The following is a 15,859-nucleotide window of genomic DNA, read 5'->3' on the forward strand; positions in this document are numbered from 1 at the left end:
AGATGTCCCCAACTTCTGTAAGTGGGGGTTGGGACAAATAACAGGCGGTGAGCATATCTCCCGCCTCGTTGAAACGCCGACAGAGGAAGTTTTGCCTGCGACAAAACTGGAACAAAGGCGTTATAAAAAAAGAGGTGCAATCTGATGACTTTGAAGGCTTTTCAAAAGAAGGCGGCAGCGTGCGCAGCAGCCGCGGTATTGTCTTTCTCAATGATTCCTGCGCCAACGGCAAATGCAGGCTGGGGCAGTATTATCGGAGGTGCGATTCAGGTAGCAGGACAGTACCAGCAGGCCGATGAGGCTATGAAATATTACGATAATGACGGCCGTGAGGAATTCTTTCAGAAGATGAAGGCTCAGTACGGGGTCAATGAAGATCCTGAGCTGAACGCCCGCCTGGATGATATAATGTATGGACTCACGGATGCGGTCGGCGCCGTTGACCCGTCGATTTACGACAAGCCGTACAATTATTTCATAAATCAGGATAACAGCTTCAATGCGTTCTGCTCTCTTGGCCATAACATGAGCGTTAATACGGGTATGTTTAATCTTGTGGCGAATGACGATGAAATTGCCGTTGTTCTCGCCCATGAGATGGGACACGGACAGAAGGAGCATGTACGCAAGGGTCTGAAGGGCAGGCTGAACGCCGTGCTTGCAGGAACTGTCATAGCCGGCGCTACAGGCATAGATGCAATCGGAAATATTCTTGTAAACAACATAAATGCTGTTCATGTTACGAAGCCTAAGGAATGGGAGGCTGATAATCTCGCATTTGATTATATTACCCATTCCGCGTACAACCCGGGTGCCTGCGCGGCTATATGGCAGCGTGTCATGGAGCAGTACGGCAACAAGTCATCGGATTTTGTCGGGGATATTTTCAGTCCGTCCGACCATCCGTCCCACAAGGAGCGTCGGGATAATTACATCAAGAAGCTTAAGGAGTACAGCGGAGGCAAGGTGTCGGTTAAATTTGCGGATAACGCCGCGTTGATTCAGGTGAACGGAAAGGATTTCATGACTCCTGCACCTGATGATGTGATGAGCGGAAGTGAAAGGGCCTGCTTTATTGCTGGAAATCTCGCAGCTGCGTATCACAGCGGCTCTGCCGGGGAAGCATATAACGACGGAGAAACTCTTTATTTCGGCAGGCAGCCTGTTCTGAGTGTATATCCGGGAGACCCGTCTTTGGATGAGCTTACAGCAGCGCTCAATAATATACGCTGAATATCAAGCCGCTTCGTTTATTCGGAGCGGTTTTTGCTTTCTTTGTTACTATACATGACAGAACTCCTGTGGTAATATGAAGTCCTGAGTATGAGGAATTTTTTGATTTTGTATATTTCGGAGAGGAAGTAAATGATGAATGAATCCATGCTGAATGAATATGCACGTCTTATTGTGCGTGTGGGTGTTAATCTGCAGAAGGGACAGCCTGCCGTTATAAATGCGCCCATAGAGTGTGCCGATTTTGCACGGCGTATCGCACGGGAAGCCTTTGAGGCAGGGGCAAAGGATGCAGTGATACAGTGGGGGGACGAGAAGTTCGCACAGCTTCGTTTTATGAAGGCTCCCTCTGAGGCATTTGATACCTTCCCTGCATGGCGGAAAAAATTCTGCGACGATATGGCGGCAGATGATGCGGTGTTTATTTCTATTCACGCGGAAAATCCGGAAATATTCAAGGATGTAGAGCCTGACAGGCTGCAACGCTCGCAGAAGGCTGCGGGCGAGGCTCTCTTGGAGTATCGTGCGCGCCTTATGTCGAATAAAAATGCCTGGTGTGTCGTTGCTCTTCCTACAGAGGACTGGGCTAAAAAGGTTTTTCCGGAAAAATCATCTGAGGATGCTGTCAAGGCGCTTTGGGATGCGATTTTTTCAACTGTGCGCATTGACGGAAGCGGAGATGCTGTACAGAAATGGGAGCAGCATACTTCATTCTTGGCAAAAGCTGCAGAGTTTATGAACCGCAATGCCTTTAAGGCACTTCACTATACGAACGCATTGGGGACTGACCTTGTGGTAGGTCTTCCGGAAGGTCATATATGGGCAGGAGGCTCTGAGGATACTCAGAGCGGTACTCCTTTTGTCGCAAACATGCCGACGGAGGAAATCTATACTCTCCCCGACAGGGAGCATGTAGACGGAGTAGTCTTTGCTACAAAACCGCTGGTATTCAACGGTAATCTTATTGAAGGAATGCGCCTTACCTTTAAGGGCGGAAAGGTAACTGATTTCGATGCCGAAAAAGGAAAAGAGATTCTTGAGGAGCTTCTGACAACGGACGAGGGCTCGGTGCGGCTCGGTGAATGTGCTCTTGTTCCTTTTGATTCGCCTATTTCAAACAGCGGAATACTTTTTTACAATACGCTGTTTGATGAAAATGCCGCATGTCATCTGGCACTTGGCAAGGCATATCCAACCTGCCTTGAGGGCGGCGCTGATATGAACAGCATCGAGCTTCTGCAGCATGGTGTCAACGATTCGATTCTTCACGAGGATTTCATGATTGGCTCGAAGGACCTGAATATTACGGGAATAACTAAGGACGGACGTGAGATTCCTGTGTTCAGAAACGGAAATTTTGTAGATTTTTGACGCACGTAAAAAGAGCAGCATCCATTGCAGATGCTGCTCTTTTTTATTCGGCTTATTTAATTTTCTTTCTGAGGTCTCTGAAATACGACCGGACAATCTTGTTGTATGTATCAAGACAGTCACGGGAGTCGTCATCTTCGCGGGTTTCCTCACGTGTAAAAATTACCTTGCCTGTTAATGCGTCATAGGAGTAAAAACGCATCTTCACATGAGTATAGGGCCCCTGCTGCTCGGGCACATATACAGGTATCGTGCGCTGGTGTGATACAGTGTGGGTATGACCGTCCTTGTCGCGATAGGTATCATAATCCGTGACTGTTTTCCAGTCAGTGTGTGCGGGAATGGTATACGTACCGATGGTATAGTCAATCAGTTCAGATTTTACATAAATATCTGCAACCACACGTAGATTACTATTTACGAGAGCAGCATATTCTTCGGGGTTGTTTTTCTCGATTACATCAAGATCTTTGCCGATTGCAAGAGAAATCTTGCGATTGAGCCTGACCTTATCAAGTGATGGAATCTCCAAAAGCTTTTCTGCCTGCATACGGAAGTTCTGCTGCAGACTGGTTTTATCGGAGTCGCTTAATTCCTGCCCCGATAAATCAATGTCATAAATCATGACGTTTTTGATTTTGTGAAAGTCATACGATTCATCCACGGAATCAACCGGTGATGCATATCCTGATGGCAGGGCGATAAAAACCGCGGCAAGCGTCAGAAAAAAGATACGGAACAGTGATTTCATGGATATCGACTCCTTTCAAAAGTGCATCAGAAGGTGAGCTTCGTGATGCGTTCCACAGCACGTTCGGTGCTTTCACGGTCACCGAAGGCGGTCAGGCGGAAATAGCCTTCGCCGCAGGGACCGAATCCGACACCGGGGGTGCCTACAATATTTCCTCTATAAAGAAGTTTATCAAAAAAGTCCCATGATTTCAATCCACTAGGAGTCTTGAGCCAGATATAAGGGGCGTTGATTCCACCGAAGGCAGTGAGGCCGGCTGCTTTTAATCCTTCACGGATAATCCGCGCATTTTCCATGTAATAGGAAATGTTTTCCTTGACCTGTGCCTGGCCTTCGTCCGTATATATCGCAGCGGCACCGCGCTGGATGATATATGCTGTTCCGTTGAACTTTGTGCAGTGGCGGCGGTTCCACAGAGCATTAAGGGGATGGCGGCTGCCGTCCTTGGCCTTTGCGGTGACGGATTTCGGTATTACTGTGTAACCGCAGCGTGTGCCTGTGAAACCGGCGGTTTTGGAGAAGGAGCGGAATTCGACCGCGACATCCAAAGCGCCTTCGATTTCGTAAATAGAGCGTGGAACATCCGGTTCAGAAATATAAGCCGCATAGGCAGCATCAAAAAGAATTATTGAGTCATTTTCGCGGGCGTAGTCAACCCATTTTTTCAGCTCTGCCTTTGAGAGGGTAGTTCCTGTAGGATTGTTTGGGCAGCAGAGATAAATCATATCTACGTGTTTTGTAGGAAGCGCAGGGGAAAAATTATTTTCCGCATTGGAGGCAAGATACACCACACCTTCAAAATGACCGTCTTCCATAAGACTGCCTGTTCTGCCTGCCATGACATTCGTATCGAGATACACGGGATAGACGGGATCTGTTATGGCAACGGTATTATTATCTGAAAAGATTTCCTGAATGTTTCCGCAGTCGCTTTTTGAGCCGTCACTGATAAATATTTCATCATCGGCAATATTTATTCCGCGGTCTGTATAGTTGTGCTTACGAATGGCTTCTATGAGGAAGGGGTAGCCCTGCTCAGGGCCGTATCCACGAAAGGTTTCTTTGTGTGCCATTTCTTCGACTGCCTTCTGCATTGCGGCGATGGATACCTGAGGCAGAGGGAGCGTAACGTCGCCGATGCCGAGACGGATGATATCCGCAGAGGGATTTTCCTTCTTGTATGCCGAAACACGGTGGGCGATCTCCGCAAAAAGATAACTGCCGGGAAGTTTTAAATAATTTTCGTTGATGTATGCCATAACATGGCCTCCTTTATATCTACTATGCACTTTTTGTTATATTTTAGCATAGTGCTATGATTTTGCAAGGAGAAAATTAAGAAATGAAACAAAAAAAGCGCCGCATAAAGCAGCGCTTTTAAGTACAGGAAACAAATCAGCGGATAAGCTGATCGCGGCAGAAATCAATAAATGCCTGTGCCGCGTGGGAAACATAGCGTTCTTTCTTCCATGCCAGACCGAGGTCGTAGAAAAGCGGTTCCCTGAACGGAATCACCTTGATGCCCGGTGTGTTCTCAAGGACAAAGTCGAGAAGGCAGGTTATGCCTGCACCGGAGGAAACCAGACCTTTGATGGTCTCAATCTGATTCGATTCGATTATGATATTCGGTTCAAGTCCCTGGGATTGGCATTTCTCAAGAATCTGTGACCGAAGGAAGGAACCCTCCTTCATGAATATGCTTTCCGCATCGGCGAAATCTTCAAGTGTAATTGAGGATTTCTTTGCAAGGGGATGGTCGACCGGAACACCGACAACAAGCTGGCACGTAGCCATAGAAAGCACGGACAGCTTCGGCGACGGATCCGAGATGATGACGATGCCGAAATCAATCTCATCCTCCTCAAGCTTTTCCCTTGCCTTCTTGGACCCTTCTTCAAAAAGGTTGATGGCAAGGTTTGGATGCTGGCGTCGGAAATCGCAGTAGATACGTGGGAACAGGAAGGACCCGATCATTGGCGGGATGCCGATGCGGATAGTTCCCTTTTGCAGTTGTTTGTAATCATCGATTTCGATAAGAGCATCCTGCACGTTGCGCAGAGCCACATCCACGCGGCTTAGGAATACGGATCCCTCAGGCGTAAGCGAGAGCTGCTTCTGGCTGCGGTCGAAAAGCTGAATGCCGAGCGAGGACTCAAGTTTTTTAATCGCTACGGTGATATTCGGCTGGGATACATGCAGACGCTCCGCTGCCCGTGTTAAGTTTTTTAGTCTTGCTGCCATCTGAAAGTATTCAAGCTGGCGCAGTTCTACGGGAATTTTTTTCATATACTCATACACCCCAAGGTTTAAAACTTCGATTCAATTATAACATATTTTAATGAAAGGTGGTAGCATGAATAATTAAAACAAAATAGTTTATAGTAAGATTGAAATGCGAAATAAGAAAGATAGGATATTAGTCTGAAATTTTGTTTTTATAAATTTTTTTGTGTCAATGTGGTAGGATTTTTTAACTTTTTATGGAATAATAAAAGTGTATATGATTTGAATATAGTCATGGAAGACTACTTTCCAATAGGAAGTATCAGGGAAAAGGAGAGGACATATTTTGGAAAAGGCTACATTGATAGGTATTGTTCTGGCGATTATATCTATCTTCGTCGGAATGGTCGTAAAAGGTGCACCGCTTTCATCGCTGATCAATCCGGCTGCATACATGATTATCATCGGCGGTACGTTTGCGTGTCTGTTTATCGGTTTTCGAATGGAGCATATGTCGACATTCCCGAAGCTGATCAAGAAAACATTGAATGCTCCTTCGGGCCAGCAGAAGGCTGAGCTTCTGGAGCTTTTCATCGAGCTTTCCCAGATTGCACGTCGTGAAGGTATTCTTGCTCTTGAGAGCAAGGTACAGGATATTCAGGATCCGTTCTTCCGTACAGGTCTTGGAATGGTTATTGATGGTATGGATCCGGAGTTCGTCAGCGACGTTCTTGACGCGGAGCTTTCTGTTATGCAGCAGCGTCATGCGACGGGCCGTTCACTGTTTATCCAGGCAGGTACATACGCACCTACGCTGGGCGTTTTGGGCGCCGTTGTCGGTCTGATTGCTGCTCTTGGTAACCTGAACGATATTGATAAGCTCGGTCATGCTATCGCATCCGCATTTATCGCTACGTTCCTCGGTATCTTCACAGGATATGTTATGTGGATGCCGATTGCAAACAAGCTGAAGGTCATGTCTGAGGAGGAAATCGGACTCAAGCGCATGATTATTGAGGGTATCCTTTCACTGCAGGCCGGTGATTCGCCGACGGCTATCGAGGCGAAGCTCATGGTATTCATTCCGCAGACAGAGCGTGCAGCTTTGAAGAAGGAGGGTTAATATATGGCAAGAAAGAAAACTCCGCCGCCTCACGAAGAAGAAGCAGGCGAGGCTTGGCTCCTGCCGTATTCAGATATGCTTACGCTGCTGTTCGCGTTGTTCCTCTGCCTGTTCTGTATGGGTGCTATGGATAAGAACAAGGTTCAGCAGATGGGAAATGCTTTTCATATGGCATTCAGCGGCGGTGCAGGTTTTTTCCCGGGTGTGGGTCCTGCTTTCATGTATACCGCAGGTGGTTCTTCCCAGTCGGGTGATGATAACGGCAACGGCGCGTACATAGCTGAAAATGAAACACTTCAGCATGTTCAGCGTCAGATGGATAATTATATCAGGGAAAATCATCTTGAGGGAAGTCTTCAGACATCGCTGACTGAGGACGGACTGATGATTCGTATCAAGGAAAAGGCACTTTTCCCGTCGGGTTCAGCGGAGCTTGTACCGGAATCTCAGCTTGTGGGGCCTGTTGTTGCAGGTCTTTTGGCGGCAATTCCGGAGAATGTTGTTATCTCCGGTCATACGGATAATGTTCCTATTTCAACAGGACAATACCCGTCGAACTGGGAGCTCAGCTCAGCCCGTGCACTGAATTTCATGAAGTTCTTATTGGCATCGAACCGGAATCTGAATCCGGCACGCTTCAGCGCGCTCGGATACAGTGAATATCGTCCGGTTGCGTCAAATGAAACAGAGGAAGGGCGCAGTCAGAATCGCCGCGTCGAAATTATGATCAATCGGAGCTTCAAGATGGCAGAAGGTACCTTAGTAGCAAAATAAAAGGAATCTGAGGGGTTGTCGATTGAAGAAACGACAACCCCTTATTATTTTTGAGGTGAGATGTATGCACATCCGTACGGGTATTGATCTTGTTGAGGTCAAACGTGTGGAAAAGGCGATACAAAAGCAGCATTTTATCGATACGGTTTATACAAAAAAAGAGCAGGAATACTGCGATGCGAGAGGCAGGGGCCGTGGTGCATCCTATGCCGCACGCTGGGCAGCGAAGGAAGCCGTTGTGAAGGCACTGGGGACAGGGTTTTCAGGTGGAGCTCTTACTGATATCGAAATTATAAATGATGATGCGGGATGTCCGCAGGTAACGCTGCACGGGGGGTTTGAGCGGCATGCGGAGACCGTAGGAGTAAGGGGAATATCAATTTCAATGACTCATGTAAAGGAATATGCGGCGGCCAGCTGCTGCATTGAGGAGGAGAAAAGCCAATGAAAATTGCACTGTCTGAAGAAATTCGCCAAATGGATAAGCTTGCTGCGGAAAAATATCATATTCCTTCTGATATTCTGATGGAAAATGCCGGACGTGCCGTTATGGGTGTTGCCGGAGAGGTTATGGACGGCTTTGAGGCAAAGACTGTGTGCGTATTGGCAGGGAGCGGAAATAACGGCGGAGATGCTTTTGCGGCTGCCCGGCATCTTTTTAATCATGGCGTAAGGACAGCGGTTTTTTGCGTTGGCAGTACATCACATTTTTCAGAGGAAGCAAAACAGAATTTTGATATTTGCCGTGCACTTGAAATTCCTGTTTACGAAATGAAAGAGGAGAAGGACTGGGATAAGCTGCGTCTGTGGCTCGGACTGTCCGATGCGGCATTGGACGGCCTTTTGGGAACCGGTTTCAAGGGAAAGCTCACCGAAAACTATGAAAAGGCTATCAGTATTGTTAATGATGCAGGAATACCTGTGATTTCTATAGACATTGCAAGCGGAGTCAATGCGGATACGGGAGAAGCTGATACGGCAGTAAATGCTTCCGTAACTGTCACCTTCGGTCTTCCGAAGACAGGTCAGTTTTTCTGCCCTGGGGCAGCGCACACAGGGCGTCTCGTGGTTGATGATATAAGTCTGCCGCCGCAGCTTTTGACGGATAAGGGCATCATGCAGGAATATCTTGATGAGGAAACGGCAAGGCTCATTATGCCGATACGTGCCATGGATGCTTATAAAGGAAGCTGCGGGCATGTTGCTGTTGTTGCAGGGTCACGTGGAATGACAGGTGCCGCTGCAATGGCATCGGAGGCAGTTTTGCGCGCAGGTGCAGGCATATCTGTTCTTGCCACGGCGAACAGCCTTACGGCTGTGCTGGCGATGAAGGTTACGGAGGTTATGGTGCGGGCATTGCCGGAGCTTCGCCCCGGAGTCCTTGGCGACGATGCGCTGGAGCCGCTCAAAAAGCAGGCGGCTGACGCAGATGCGGTTCTTGTGGGACCGGGCCTTGGCCGCGATCCTCAGACAATGCATCTGGTACGTGAATTTGTAAAAGCGGTTGATAAGCCGACAGTTATTGATGCTGACGGACTCTATGCATGGCAGGGCTTCACCCAGGAGCTGAAAGGCCTTTCGCAGACTGTAATAATGACTCCTCATCTTGGGGAGATGGCCGGCCTGCTTGGAATAAAGGTTTCCGAGCTTCGGAAGGATTTGATTGCTACATGCCGCAGAGCATCTGCCGATTGGAATGTAATCCTGATTGTAAAAAGCGAGTGCACCATTGTGGTATATCCTGACGGAAGGGTTTATTTTACTTCAAAGGGAAATGCCGGGATGGCAACGGCAGGCTCCGGGGATGTGCTCGCAGGCACGGTTGCCGGTCTTATAAAGGAAGCCGGCCCTGAAAATGCTCCTCTCCTGGGCGTTTACCTGCACGGAGCGGCAGGAGACCTCGCTGCCGAAGAGAACGGTGAGGGACTGCTTGCAGGAGACATACTCCGAAAGCTTCCACAGGTAAGAAAAAATCTTAACGGCAATTGATGCATGGCGCAGCCGGTTTGCCGCTGCTTCACTGTTTTTTCATTTTTTTCCCGTAACCTTAACAAGGATTTTATAGAAGGCGAATACCTTTATTATAGATTATTTTGGAGTTGTTGTTTATGGATGTTTCGGATGTATCTTTTTCATCCCTTATGCTGCCGGGGCAGCTAAGAGGGATTTTCATGACGATTGGTCCGTTAGATGTACTCGACATTCTTTTGGTTGCAATTATTTTTTATAAGATGTATGAAATGCTCGAGGACACGCGTGCCATAACCATTGTGAAGGGCCTGATTGTTCTGATGGTTCTTACGATGGCCGCTAATCTCATGGAACTCCATGCCATATACTGGATGCTTCAGAAGTTTGTGACACTGCTCTTTGTCGCGCTTCCTATTGTGTTTCAGCCTGAGCTTCGCCGCACTCTTGAGCATTTGGGACAGGGCCGTTTTTTTGGCAAATCGGTATTTTTAAATGATGAAGAGGCACGTTCTCTTGTAAAGGAGCTGGAGAGTGCCGTGTTCCGCCTTTCAAAACAGAAGATAGGCGCTCTTATTGTACTTGAGCGTGAGATGGGACTGAATGATATCTGCGCGTCGGGTATTCAGATTGACGGACTCGTTACGGCGGATTTTCTCATGAATGTTTTTATTCCGAATACACCGCTGCATGACGGTGCTATTGTGATTCGCGGCAAGCGCCTGATTGCTGCAGGCTGCCTTCTTCCTCTGACGGACAATCATTCCCTTTCATCTGAGCTCGGTACACGTCACCGCGCTGCTATTGGTCTTTCTGAGCAGTGCGACGCGCTGGTCGTCGTCGTGAGTGAAGAGACGGGAATTGTGTCTGTGTGCGAGGAAGGCCGTATAGTCCGCTCACTTGACCCTGAGCAGCTGCGTTCCTATCTGCGTCCTATCTTTAAGCAGGAAAGTGTTTCCATTAAAGAAATTGTAGCGAACTGGAGGATGAAGAAATGAACTGGTTTCTGAACCTTATTCGCAGAAAGCCGATTGTTAAGATATTGGCTCTTATTGGTGCCGTTATTCTCTGGTCGTTCGTTATGCAGGATCAGAATCCGATGATTGATACTAGCTACAGGGTTCCGGTGACGATGCTGAATGCGCCGGAGGGGAGCAAGGTAGAAATTGCTGAGGAATCTGTCAGGATTAAGCTGCGCGGTGCAAGATCGGCAATAGCTGCCGTTGATGAGGATGATCTGAAGGCAGTTGTCAATTTGAACGGAGTTGAGCCGGGGACTCATAAGGTTAAGATTCATACGGTAATCCCTCAGGGCGTTGAGGCTGTTGAAATATCTCCGGAGACTGTAGAGGTTACCATTGATCCGATTGTGCAGCGCACGATGGAGGTTACTCTGATTCGCGGTGGGCAGATACCAAAGGATATGGCGGTAGCCGGTATTTCGTCGGAACCGTCTGCGGTCACTGTCGAGGGTCCAAGCTCGGCTGTGAAAAATGTGGCACAGGTGGTAGGCTATGTCGGATTCTCCAAGTCGGGTGATACTGACTTTGATCTGACTGTACCGCTTACGGCTATCGGGGATGACGGAATCGGTATAGAAAATGTTCACGTAGTTCCCAAGAATGTAAGTGTTCATGTACAGCTGGCACGAGGTCTTTCCAAGAAGATTGTTGATGTGAAGCCGCTGTTTGAGGGTACGCTTCCTTCCGGATACATGATAAAATCCGCAAGGATTGAGCCGGCACGTATTGAAATTGCCGGAGAATCCTCTGCACTCAGCCAGATTGCGTCGCTGACAACTGAGCCGATTGCGTTGTCTGAACTCACTAAGACAACACGCAAGGCTGTATTGCTGAATCTGCCGGATGGCATTACAGTTACAAATCGGATGGTATTTGTGAATATTGAAATAGAAAAAGAATAAAATGATTAGGCGGGCATGGCCTCTTTGAAATTCCGGGGGCTGTGCTCTTCTTATGTGGAGGAAGTCTATGATACGTATTTCAAACCTTTCCGTTCCGTTGAATGACGATACGGAGCTTATGCAGGCTGCAGCAAGCCGTCTTCATGCCGATATGTCCGATTTTACACGCTTGCGCGTAGTACGTAAGACAATCGATGCAAGACGCTACAGGGGTGCTCCGATTTCTTTTGTATATGTTGTTGACGTAGATGTGAAGCAGGGAGACAGGAAGCTTTTGCAGCGGTGCAGGAGGGACAAAAACATTTCTGAGGCACCGGAGGAGGTTCCGTCGGTATTTGAACGTGCACGCGCCGTAAGCGTTCCTTCAGAGCGCCCTATTGTTGTAGGTTTTGGCCCGGCAGGTATGTTTGCGGCACTTCTTTTGGCCGAAGCAGGGTGTGCTCCGCTTGTGTTGGAACGCGGCGGAGATGTGGATACCCGTCAGCGTGCGATAGAAGCATTTTGGAGTGAGGGAAATCTTGATACATCTACGAATGTGCAGTTTGGAGAGGGTGGAGCAGGAACCTTTTCTGACGGGAAGCTTACTACGCGAATCAGCGACCCTGTAATGGGGGATATTCTGGACGTGTTCATTGAAGAGGGCGCGCCTGAGGAAATACGGTATCTTCATAAACCCCATATCGGAACTGACCTTTTACGCGGTATTGTAAAAAATATAAGGGAACGGATAAAACGTCTTGGCGGTGAAATACGTTTTAATGCAGAGGTTACCGACATTGAAACAACAGCTGACGGAATAAATGCTGTTATTATAAATAGAAGCGAAAGGATTGAAACTAGGGCGCTGCTTCTTGGAATCGGCCACTCGGCAAGGGACACATACCACATGCTGCACGGCAAAAATGTCGCTATGGAAGCAAAGCCTTTTGCGGCAGGAGTACGCATAGAGCATCCACAGGAGCTTATAGACAGAAGCCAGTATGGAGAGGACGCTGGAAATGATAAGCTTCCTGTGGCCGACTATGCGCTGACGTTCAAGGATACGGATACCGGACGCGGAGCATACTCGTTCTGTATGTGCCCGGGAGGTCAGGTTGTAGCGGCTGCATCGGAAAAGGAACGCGTGGTGACCAACGGAATGAGCCTTTATGCCCGCGATTCAGGTACAGCTAATGCGGCACTTCTCGTGCAGGTGACACCGGAGGATTTTAAGAACGATGTCCTTGGCGGAATTGAGTTTCAGAGAAAATACGAATCCCTTGCGTTTCAGATAGCAGGCGGCGATTACAGGGCACCGGTTCAGACTGTGGGAGATTTCCTTTCCGGCAAGAAGGGAAGCTGTGATTTCCTTACTGCTCCGTCCTATCGCCCCGGAGTTTCGGCCTGTGATCTGAGGGACTGCCTGCCTGATGTTATAGCGAAAACGCTTTTTGATGCGCTGCCGTACTTCGGGCGAAGAATAAAGGGCTTTGATGATGCCGGAGCACCTATGACAGGAGTAGAAATGCGGTCTTCTGCACCATGCCGCATAGTCCGCTCAAGGGATACATACGAATCTGTGTCTACACCCGGACTCTTTCCGATGGGCGAGGGTGCAGGGTATGCAGGCGGCATAATGAGTGCTGCTGTAGATGGAGTTAATACGGCACTTGCTTTTTTGAAAAAAAGTGGGCATACTATATAGAATGACAGCATTTGAGTTTGAATGAATCCCATAGCTCTTCCAAAGAAGGCAGAAATGGGAGATAACACATGGAGGTTTTCAAATGTCACGACTTTTTGGCACGGACGGTGTCCGCGGAGAAGCAAATCTGGAGCTTACCCCGGAGCTTGCATACCGTCTTGGACGTGCAGCTACGCTTTATTTCAGCGAAAAATCTGAGGACGACAAACAGCCGTCTATTATCATCGGTCGAGATACCCGCATTTCGGGTACAATGTTTGAATCGGCTCTTTCTGCGGGAATAACTTCTGCAGGTGGACGTGCTATTGTTGCAGGCATTGTCCCGACTCCGGCAATTGCGTATTTTGCCAAGTCAATGAACATGAAAGCCGGAATTGTCGTTTCGGCTTCACATAATCCTTATTATGACAACGGTATCAAATTCTTCGGCGGAGACGGCTACAAGCTGCCTGACGCGGTAGAGGATGAGATTGAAAGCATCGTTCGCCACATTGAAATGCATGACGACCTTTACCGCCCAAGCTGCGGAAATATCGGTACAGTAGAGTTCAGACACGACCTCGTAAAGCATTACATGGAATATGTTCTTTCTACAACGGATGTAAAGCTTGACGGAATGAAGGTCGTTCTTGACTGCGCAAATGGCGCGGCTTATGAGGTTATGCCGGCGGTCCTGCGCCGTCTTGGTGCTGACCTCACTGTTATTCATGCTGCTCCGTATGGGACAAATATAAATGACAACTGCGGTTCGACACATCTTGAGTCATTGAAGGAGGCAGTGCTGGAATACAAGGCTGATCTCGGAATAGCTCATGATGGAGACGCTGACCGCTGCCTCTGCGTGGACGAAAAGGGCGACGTCATCGACGGCGACCATATTCTTGTTATGTGCGGACTCGACCGTATGAAGCAGGGAAAGCTTGCAAACAATACAATCGTAACAACTGTCATGGCCAATATCGGATTCCATCAGGCTGTCAAGGCTGCAGGCGGAAAGGTTGAGGTCACCAAGGTTGGCGACCGTTACGTGCTGGAGAATATGCTTGAGAATGGTCACTGCCTCGGAGGAGAGCAGTCAGGCCACATTATTTTCTCTGATTTTGCTACAACAGGCGACGGCCTTATAACAGCACTGCAGGTGCTTTCTGCCGTAAAACGCAGCGGGAAGAAGGCTTCCGTGCTGAACGGTATGATGACAAGCTATCCGCAGGTGCTTATCAATGTTACTGTCGGAACAAAGGAAGGCTGGGAGGAAAATACAGCCATTACAAAAGCAATAGATGAAGGAAATCAGGCCCTTGGTGAAAGAGGCCGTATTCTCGTGCGCCCATCCGGAACAGAACCTCTTATCCGTGTGATGGCAGAAGGTCCTGATGAAGACGAACTTAATACTATCTGTAATAAGATTGCCGATGTAGTCAAATCTGAGCTCGGAAAGTAATCCTGAAGTACTACAAGCCCCCGTTGATTCGGGGGCTTTTTTATATCACTAATATTCCCAAAACGGAAAGGAAATGCATGAGAGTAATATTAAACAATATCTTGTACCGGCATAATGATTCCATATAAGGAATATTTATGCCAGAGTATCCTTAAAGTGTAAATATCTATAATGCTTAAATTATCTGTAAATTTCGTTGACACTAATACCAGTACGGTATAAAATAATCTTGTATTGTGGGATAAGCAGAAGACGCATGCTTTTGCCTGCAATATTCCAAAAAGGATAAATGCCGGATGCCTCCTGTCGGATGCGGAGCGGCAGAGCATAAGGTACTTGCACGTGGAAGCACTACTCCCCGGCATGCTCCTTTTGCAAAGAAAGAGAGGTGAGAAGTATGGGACATCCGGTGACAACGAATCCGTTCATTATCATGCTCATCAATATGACAATCGTGTTTGCGGTACTGATGGGACTGAGTGCGATGATTCGTTTGATCCATATTGCTGACCCGACAAAAGAAAGCAAGTAAAACCTGCCAGTTTCCCAAATGGCAAAAAATGAGGTGATTTTAAATGGGACATCCGGTTACCACGAATCCATTCATCATCATGCTTATCAACATGACGATAGTTTTCGCTGTGCTGATGGGCTTGAGTGCAATGATTCGTCTTATCCATCTCTGTGACCCGACAGCAAAGGCCAAAGAGGAAAAGAAACCGGCTGCGGCACCTAAAGCTGCTGCTCCTGCGGCTGCACCGGCAGCTGCTCCGAAAGCAGACAACAGCGCAGTTATCGCCGTAATCGCGGCAGCTGTTGCAGCGTACGACAGCGAAGCACGTATTGTTACAGTCCGCCCGATTGAAAGCTCGGTCTGGAAGAACAATGCCCGTGCTGTGGCACTCAACAATACGGTTTGCTAAAAACGACGGCTGTCTTTTTTTAGACAGGCTGTCCAAGGAGGAATTATCAGAATGGAAGTTTGGAATGCGTTTGTTGTTTCCATCGCATCTGTCTGGAACGACAGTGGTTTCCAGGCCCTGACGGGCGGAAACGTTATCATGATGCTGGTCGGCTGCTTCCTGCTCTATATGGCATTTGTCAAAGAGTACGAGCCGCTGCTCCTTTCGCCGATTGCATTCGGCTGCATCATGGCTAATTTCCCGAAGACAGGCTTCATGGACGAAATGAACGTCATGATGGCTATTCACTTCGGTATTGCTTACGAAATTTTCCCACCGATTATTTTCATGGGTGTCGGTGCAATGACGGACTTCGGTCCGATGATTGCAAACCCTGATACGATGCTTCTTGGTGCTGCAGCACAGTTCGGTGTATTCATCGCACTTGCCGGCGCTATGATCCTC

The 15,859-nt window shown here is 48.1% G+C and carries 16 protein-coding genes; 13 read left to right on the forward strand and 3 right to left on the reverse strand.

The features are described from left to right. Positions 1-144 precede the first annotated feature (144 nt). Together BUA83_RS10580 and BUA83_RS10585 are read left to right on the forward strand one after the other, a co-directional pair. Positions 145-1,233 carry a M48 family metallopeptidase gene (locus BUA83_RS10580; protein ID WP_072936260.1) on the forward strand — a complete coding sequence of 363 codons (1,089 nt, stop codon included), beginning with the start codon at positions 145-147 and terminating at the stop codon, positions 1,231-1,233. Between the two features lie 135 nt (positions 1,234-1,368). Continuing rightward, positions 1,369-2,604 carry an aminopeptidase gene (locus tag BUA83_RS10585; RefSeq protein ID WP_072936261.1) on the forward strand — a complete coding sequence of 412 codons (1,236 nt, stop codon included), beginning with the start codon at positions 1,369-1,371 and terminating at the stop codon, positions 2,602-2,604. A gap of 52 nt (positions 2,605-2,656) precedes the next feature. Here BUA83_RS10585 and BUA83_RS10590 read toward each other — a convergent pair whose 3' ends face one another. From BUA83_RS10590 to BUA83_RS10600, 3 genes are all read right to left on the reverse strand, one after another. Further along, positions 2,657-3,355 (reverse strand): hypothetical protein, encoded by a 699-nt coding sequence (locus tag BUA83_RS10590; protein ID WP_072936262.1) that lies wholly within the window; start codon positions 3,353-3,355, stop codon positions 2,657-2,659. Positions 3,356-3,381: 26 nt separating this feature from the next. Next, positions 3,382-4,614: an LL-diaminopimelate aminotransferase gene (locus BUA83_RS10595; protein ID WP_072936263.1), complete on the reverse strand. Its 1,233-nt coding sequence runs from the start codon at positions 4,612-4,614 to the stop codon at positions 3,382-3,384. A 136-nt stretch (positions 4,615-4,750) separates the two neighbouring features. Continuing rightward, positions 4,751-5,641 carry a LysR family transcriptional regulator gene (locus BUA83_RS10600; protein WP_072936264.1) on the reverse strand — a complete coding sequence of 297 codons (891 nt, stop codon included), beginning with the start codon at positions 5,639-5,641 and terminating at the stop codon, positions 4,751-4,753. Between the two features lie 283 nt (positions 5,642-5,924). Here BUA83_RS10600 and motA point away from each other — a divergent pair, with 283 nt between their 5' ends. From motA to BUA83_RS10655, 11 genes are all read left to right on the forward strand, one after another. Then, positions 5,925-6,701, forward strand: a complete 777-nt coding sequence (gene motA / locus BUA83_RS10605; protein WP_094756598.1) for a flagellar motor stator protein MotA — start codon at positions 5,925-5,927, stop codon at positions 6,699-6,701. Between the two features lie 3 nt (positions 6,702-6,704). Further along, positions 6,705-7,475 (forward strand): flagellar motor protein MotB, encoded by a 771-nt coding sequence (locus tag BUA83_RS10610; protein ID WP_072936266.1) that lies wholly within the window; start codon positions 6,705-6,707, stop codon positions 7,473-7,475. Between the two features lie 64 nt (positions 7,476-7,539). Then, entirely contained in the window at positions 7,540-7,923 is a 384-nt protein-coding gene (acpS, locus tag BUA83_RS10615; protein WP_072936267.1) for a holo-ACP synthase, read from the forward strand. Further along, the gene (locus BUA83_RS10620; protein WP_072936268.1) at positions 7,920-9,464 is read left to right on the forward strand and encodes a bifunctional ADP-dependent NAD(P)H-hydrate dehydratase/NAD(P)H-hydrate epimerase; all 1,545 of its coding nucleotides are present in this window, start codon (positions 7,920-7,922) and stop codon (positions 9,462-9,464) included. The genes acpS and BUA83_RS10620 overlap by 4 nt, the downstream gene beginning before the upstream one ends. 119 nt (positions 9,465-9,583) lie before the next feature. Beyond that, entirely contained in the window at positions 9,584-10,441 is an 858-nt protein-coding gene (cdaA, locus tag BUA83_RS10625; RefSeq protein WP_234988323.1) for a diadenylate cyclase CdaA, read from the forward strand. Further along, positions 10,438-11,367 (forward strand): CdaR family protein, encoded by a 930-nt coding sequence (locus BUA83_RS10630; RefSeq protein ID WP_072936269.1) that lies wholly within the window; start codon positions 10,438-10,440, stop codon positions 11,365-11,367. The genes cdaA and BUA83_RS10630 overlap by 4 nt, the downstream gene beginning before the upstream one ends. 67 nt (positions 11,368-11,434) lie before the next feature. After that, entirely contained in the window at positions 11,435-13,051 is a 1,617-nt protein-coding gene (locus BUA83_RS10635; RefSeq protein ID WP_072936270.1) for an NAD(P)/FAD-dependent oxidoreductase, read from the forward strand. A gap of 82 nt (positions 13,052-13,133) precedes the next feature. After that, positions 13,134-14,492: a phosphoglucosamine mutase gene (glmM, locus tag BUA83_RS10640; protein WP_072936271.1), complete on the forward strand. Its 1,359-nt coding sequence runs from the start codon at positions 13,134-13,136 to the stop codon at positions 14,490-14,492. Between the two features lie 397 nt (positions 14,493-14,889). After that, the gene (locus BUA83_RS12780; protein WP_072936272.1) at positions 14,890-15,024 is read left to right on the forward strand and encodes an OadG family transporter subunit; all 135 of its coding nucleotides are present in this window, start codon (positions 14,890-14,892) and stop codon (positions 15,022-15,024) included. Positions 15,025-15,067: 43 nt separating this feature from the next. Further along, positions 15,068-15,415: an OadG family protein gene (locus BUA83_RS10650; protein ID WP_072936273.1), complete on the forward strand. Its 348-nt coding sequence runs from the start codon at positions 15,068-15,070 to the stop codon at positions 15,413-15,415. 51 nt (positions 15,416-15,466) lie between these two features. After that, on the forward strand, positions 15,467-15,859 hold a 393-nt coding region (locus BUA83_RS10655; protein ID WP_144340534.1), incomplete at its 3' end, for a sodium ion-translocating decarboxylase subunit beta.

The organism is Schwartzia succinivorans DSM 10502, from assembly GCF_900129225.1.
Lineage (GTDB): Bacteria > Bacillota > Negativicutes > Selenomonadales > Selenomonadaceae > Schwartzia > Schwartzia succinivorans.

Bases quoted from the DNA above. Each gene is read 5' to 3' on its own strand.
- BUA83_RS10580 (WP_072936260.1), top strand. From the start codon at position 145: ATGACTTTGAAGGCTTTTCAAAAGAAGGCGGCAGCGTGCGCAGCAGCC.
- BUA83_RS10585 (WP_072936261.1), top strand. From the start codon at position 1,369: ATGAATGAATCCATGCTGAATGAATATGCACGTCTTATTGTGCGTGTG.
- BUA83_RS10590 (WP_072936262.1), bottom strand. From the start codon at position 3,355: ATGAAATCACTGTTCCGTATCTTTTTTCTGACGCTTGCCGCGGTTTTT.
- BUA83_RS10595 (WP_072936263.1), bottom strand. From the start codon at position 4,614: ATGGCATACATCAACGAAAATTATTTAAAACTTCCCGGCAGTTATCTT.
- BUA83_RS10600 (WP_072936264.1), bottom strand. From the start codon at position 5,641: ATGAAAAAAATTCCCGTAGAACTGCGCCAGCTTGAATACTTTCAGATG.
- BUA83_RS10610 (WP_072936266.1), top strand. From the start codon at position 6,705: ATGGCAAGAAAGAAAACTCCGCCGCCTCACGAAGAAGAAGCAGGCGAG.
- acpS (WP_072936267.1), top strand. From the start codon at position 7,540: ATGCACATCCGTACGGGTATTGATCTTGTTGAGGTCAAACGTGTGGAA.
- BUA83_RS10620 (WP_072936268.1), top strand. From the start codon at position 7,920: ATGAAAATTGCACTGTCTGAAGAAATTCGCCAAATGGATAAGCTTGCT.
- cdaA (WP_234988323.1), top strand. From the start codon at position 9,584: ATGGATGTTTCGGATGTATCTTTTTCATCCCTTATGCTGCCGGGGCAG.
- BUA83_RS10630 (WP_072936269.1), top strand. From the start codon at position 10,438: ATGAACTGGTTTCTGAACCTTATTCGCAGAAAGCCGATTGTTAAGATA.
- BUA83_RS10635 (WP_072936270.1), top strand. From the start codon at position 11,435: ATGATACGTATTTCAAACCTTTCCGTTCCGTTGAATGACGATACGGAG.
- glmM (WP_072936271.1), top strand. From the start codon at position 13,134: ATGTCACGACTTTTTGGCACGGACGGTGTCCGCGGAGAAGCAAATCTG.
- BUA83_RS12780 (WP_072936272.1), top strand. From the start codon at position 14,890: ATGGGACATCCGGTGACAACGAATCCGTTCATTATCATGCTCATCAAT.
- BUA83_RS10650 (WP_072936273.1), top strand. From the start codon at position 15,068: ATGGGACATCCGGTTACCACGAATCCATTCATCATCATGCTTATCAAC.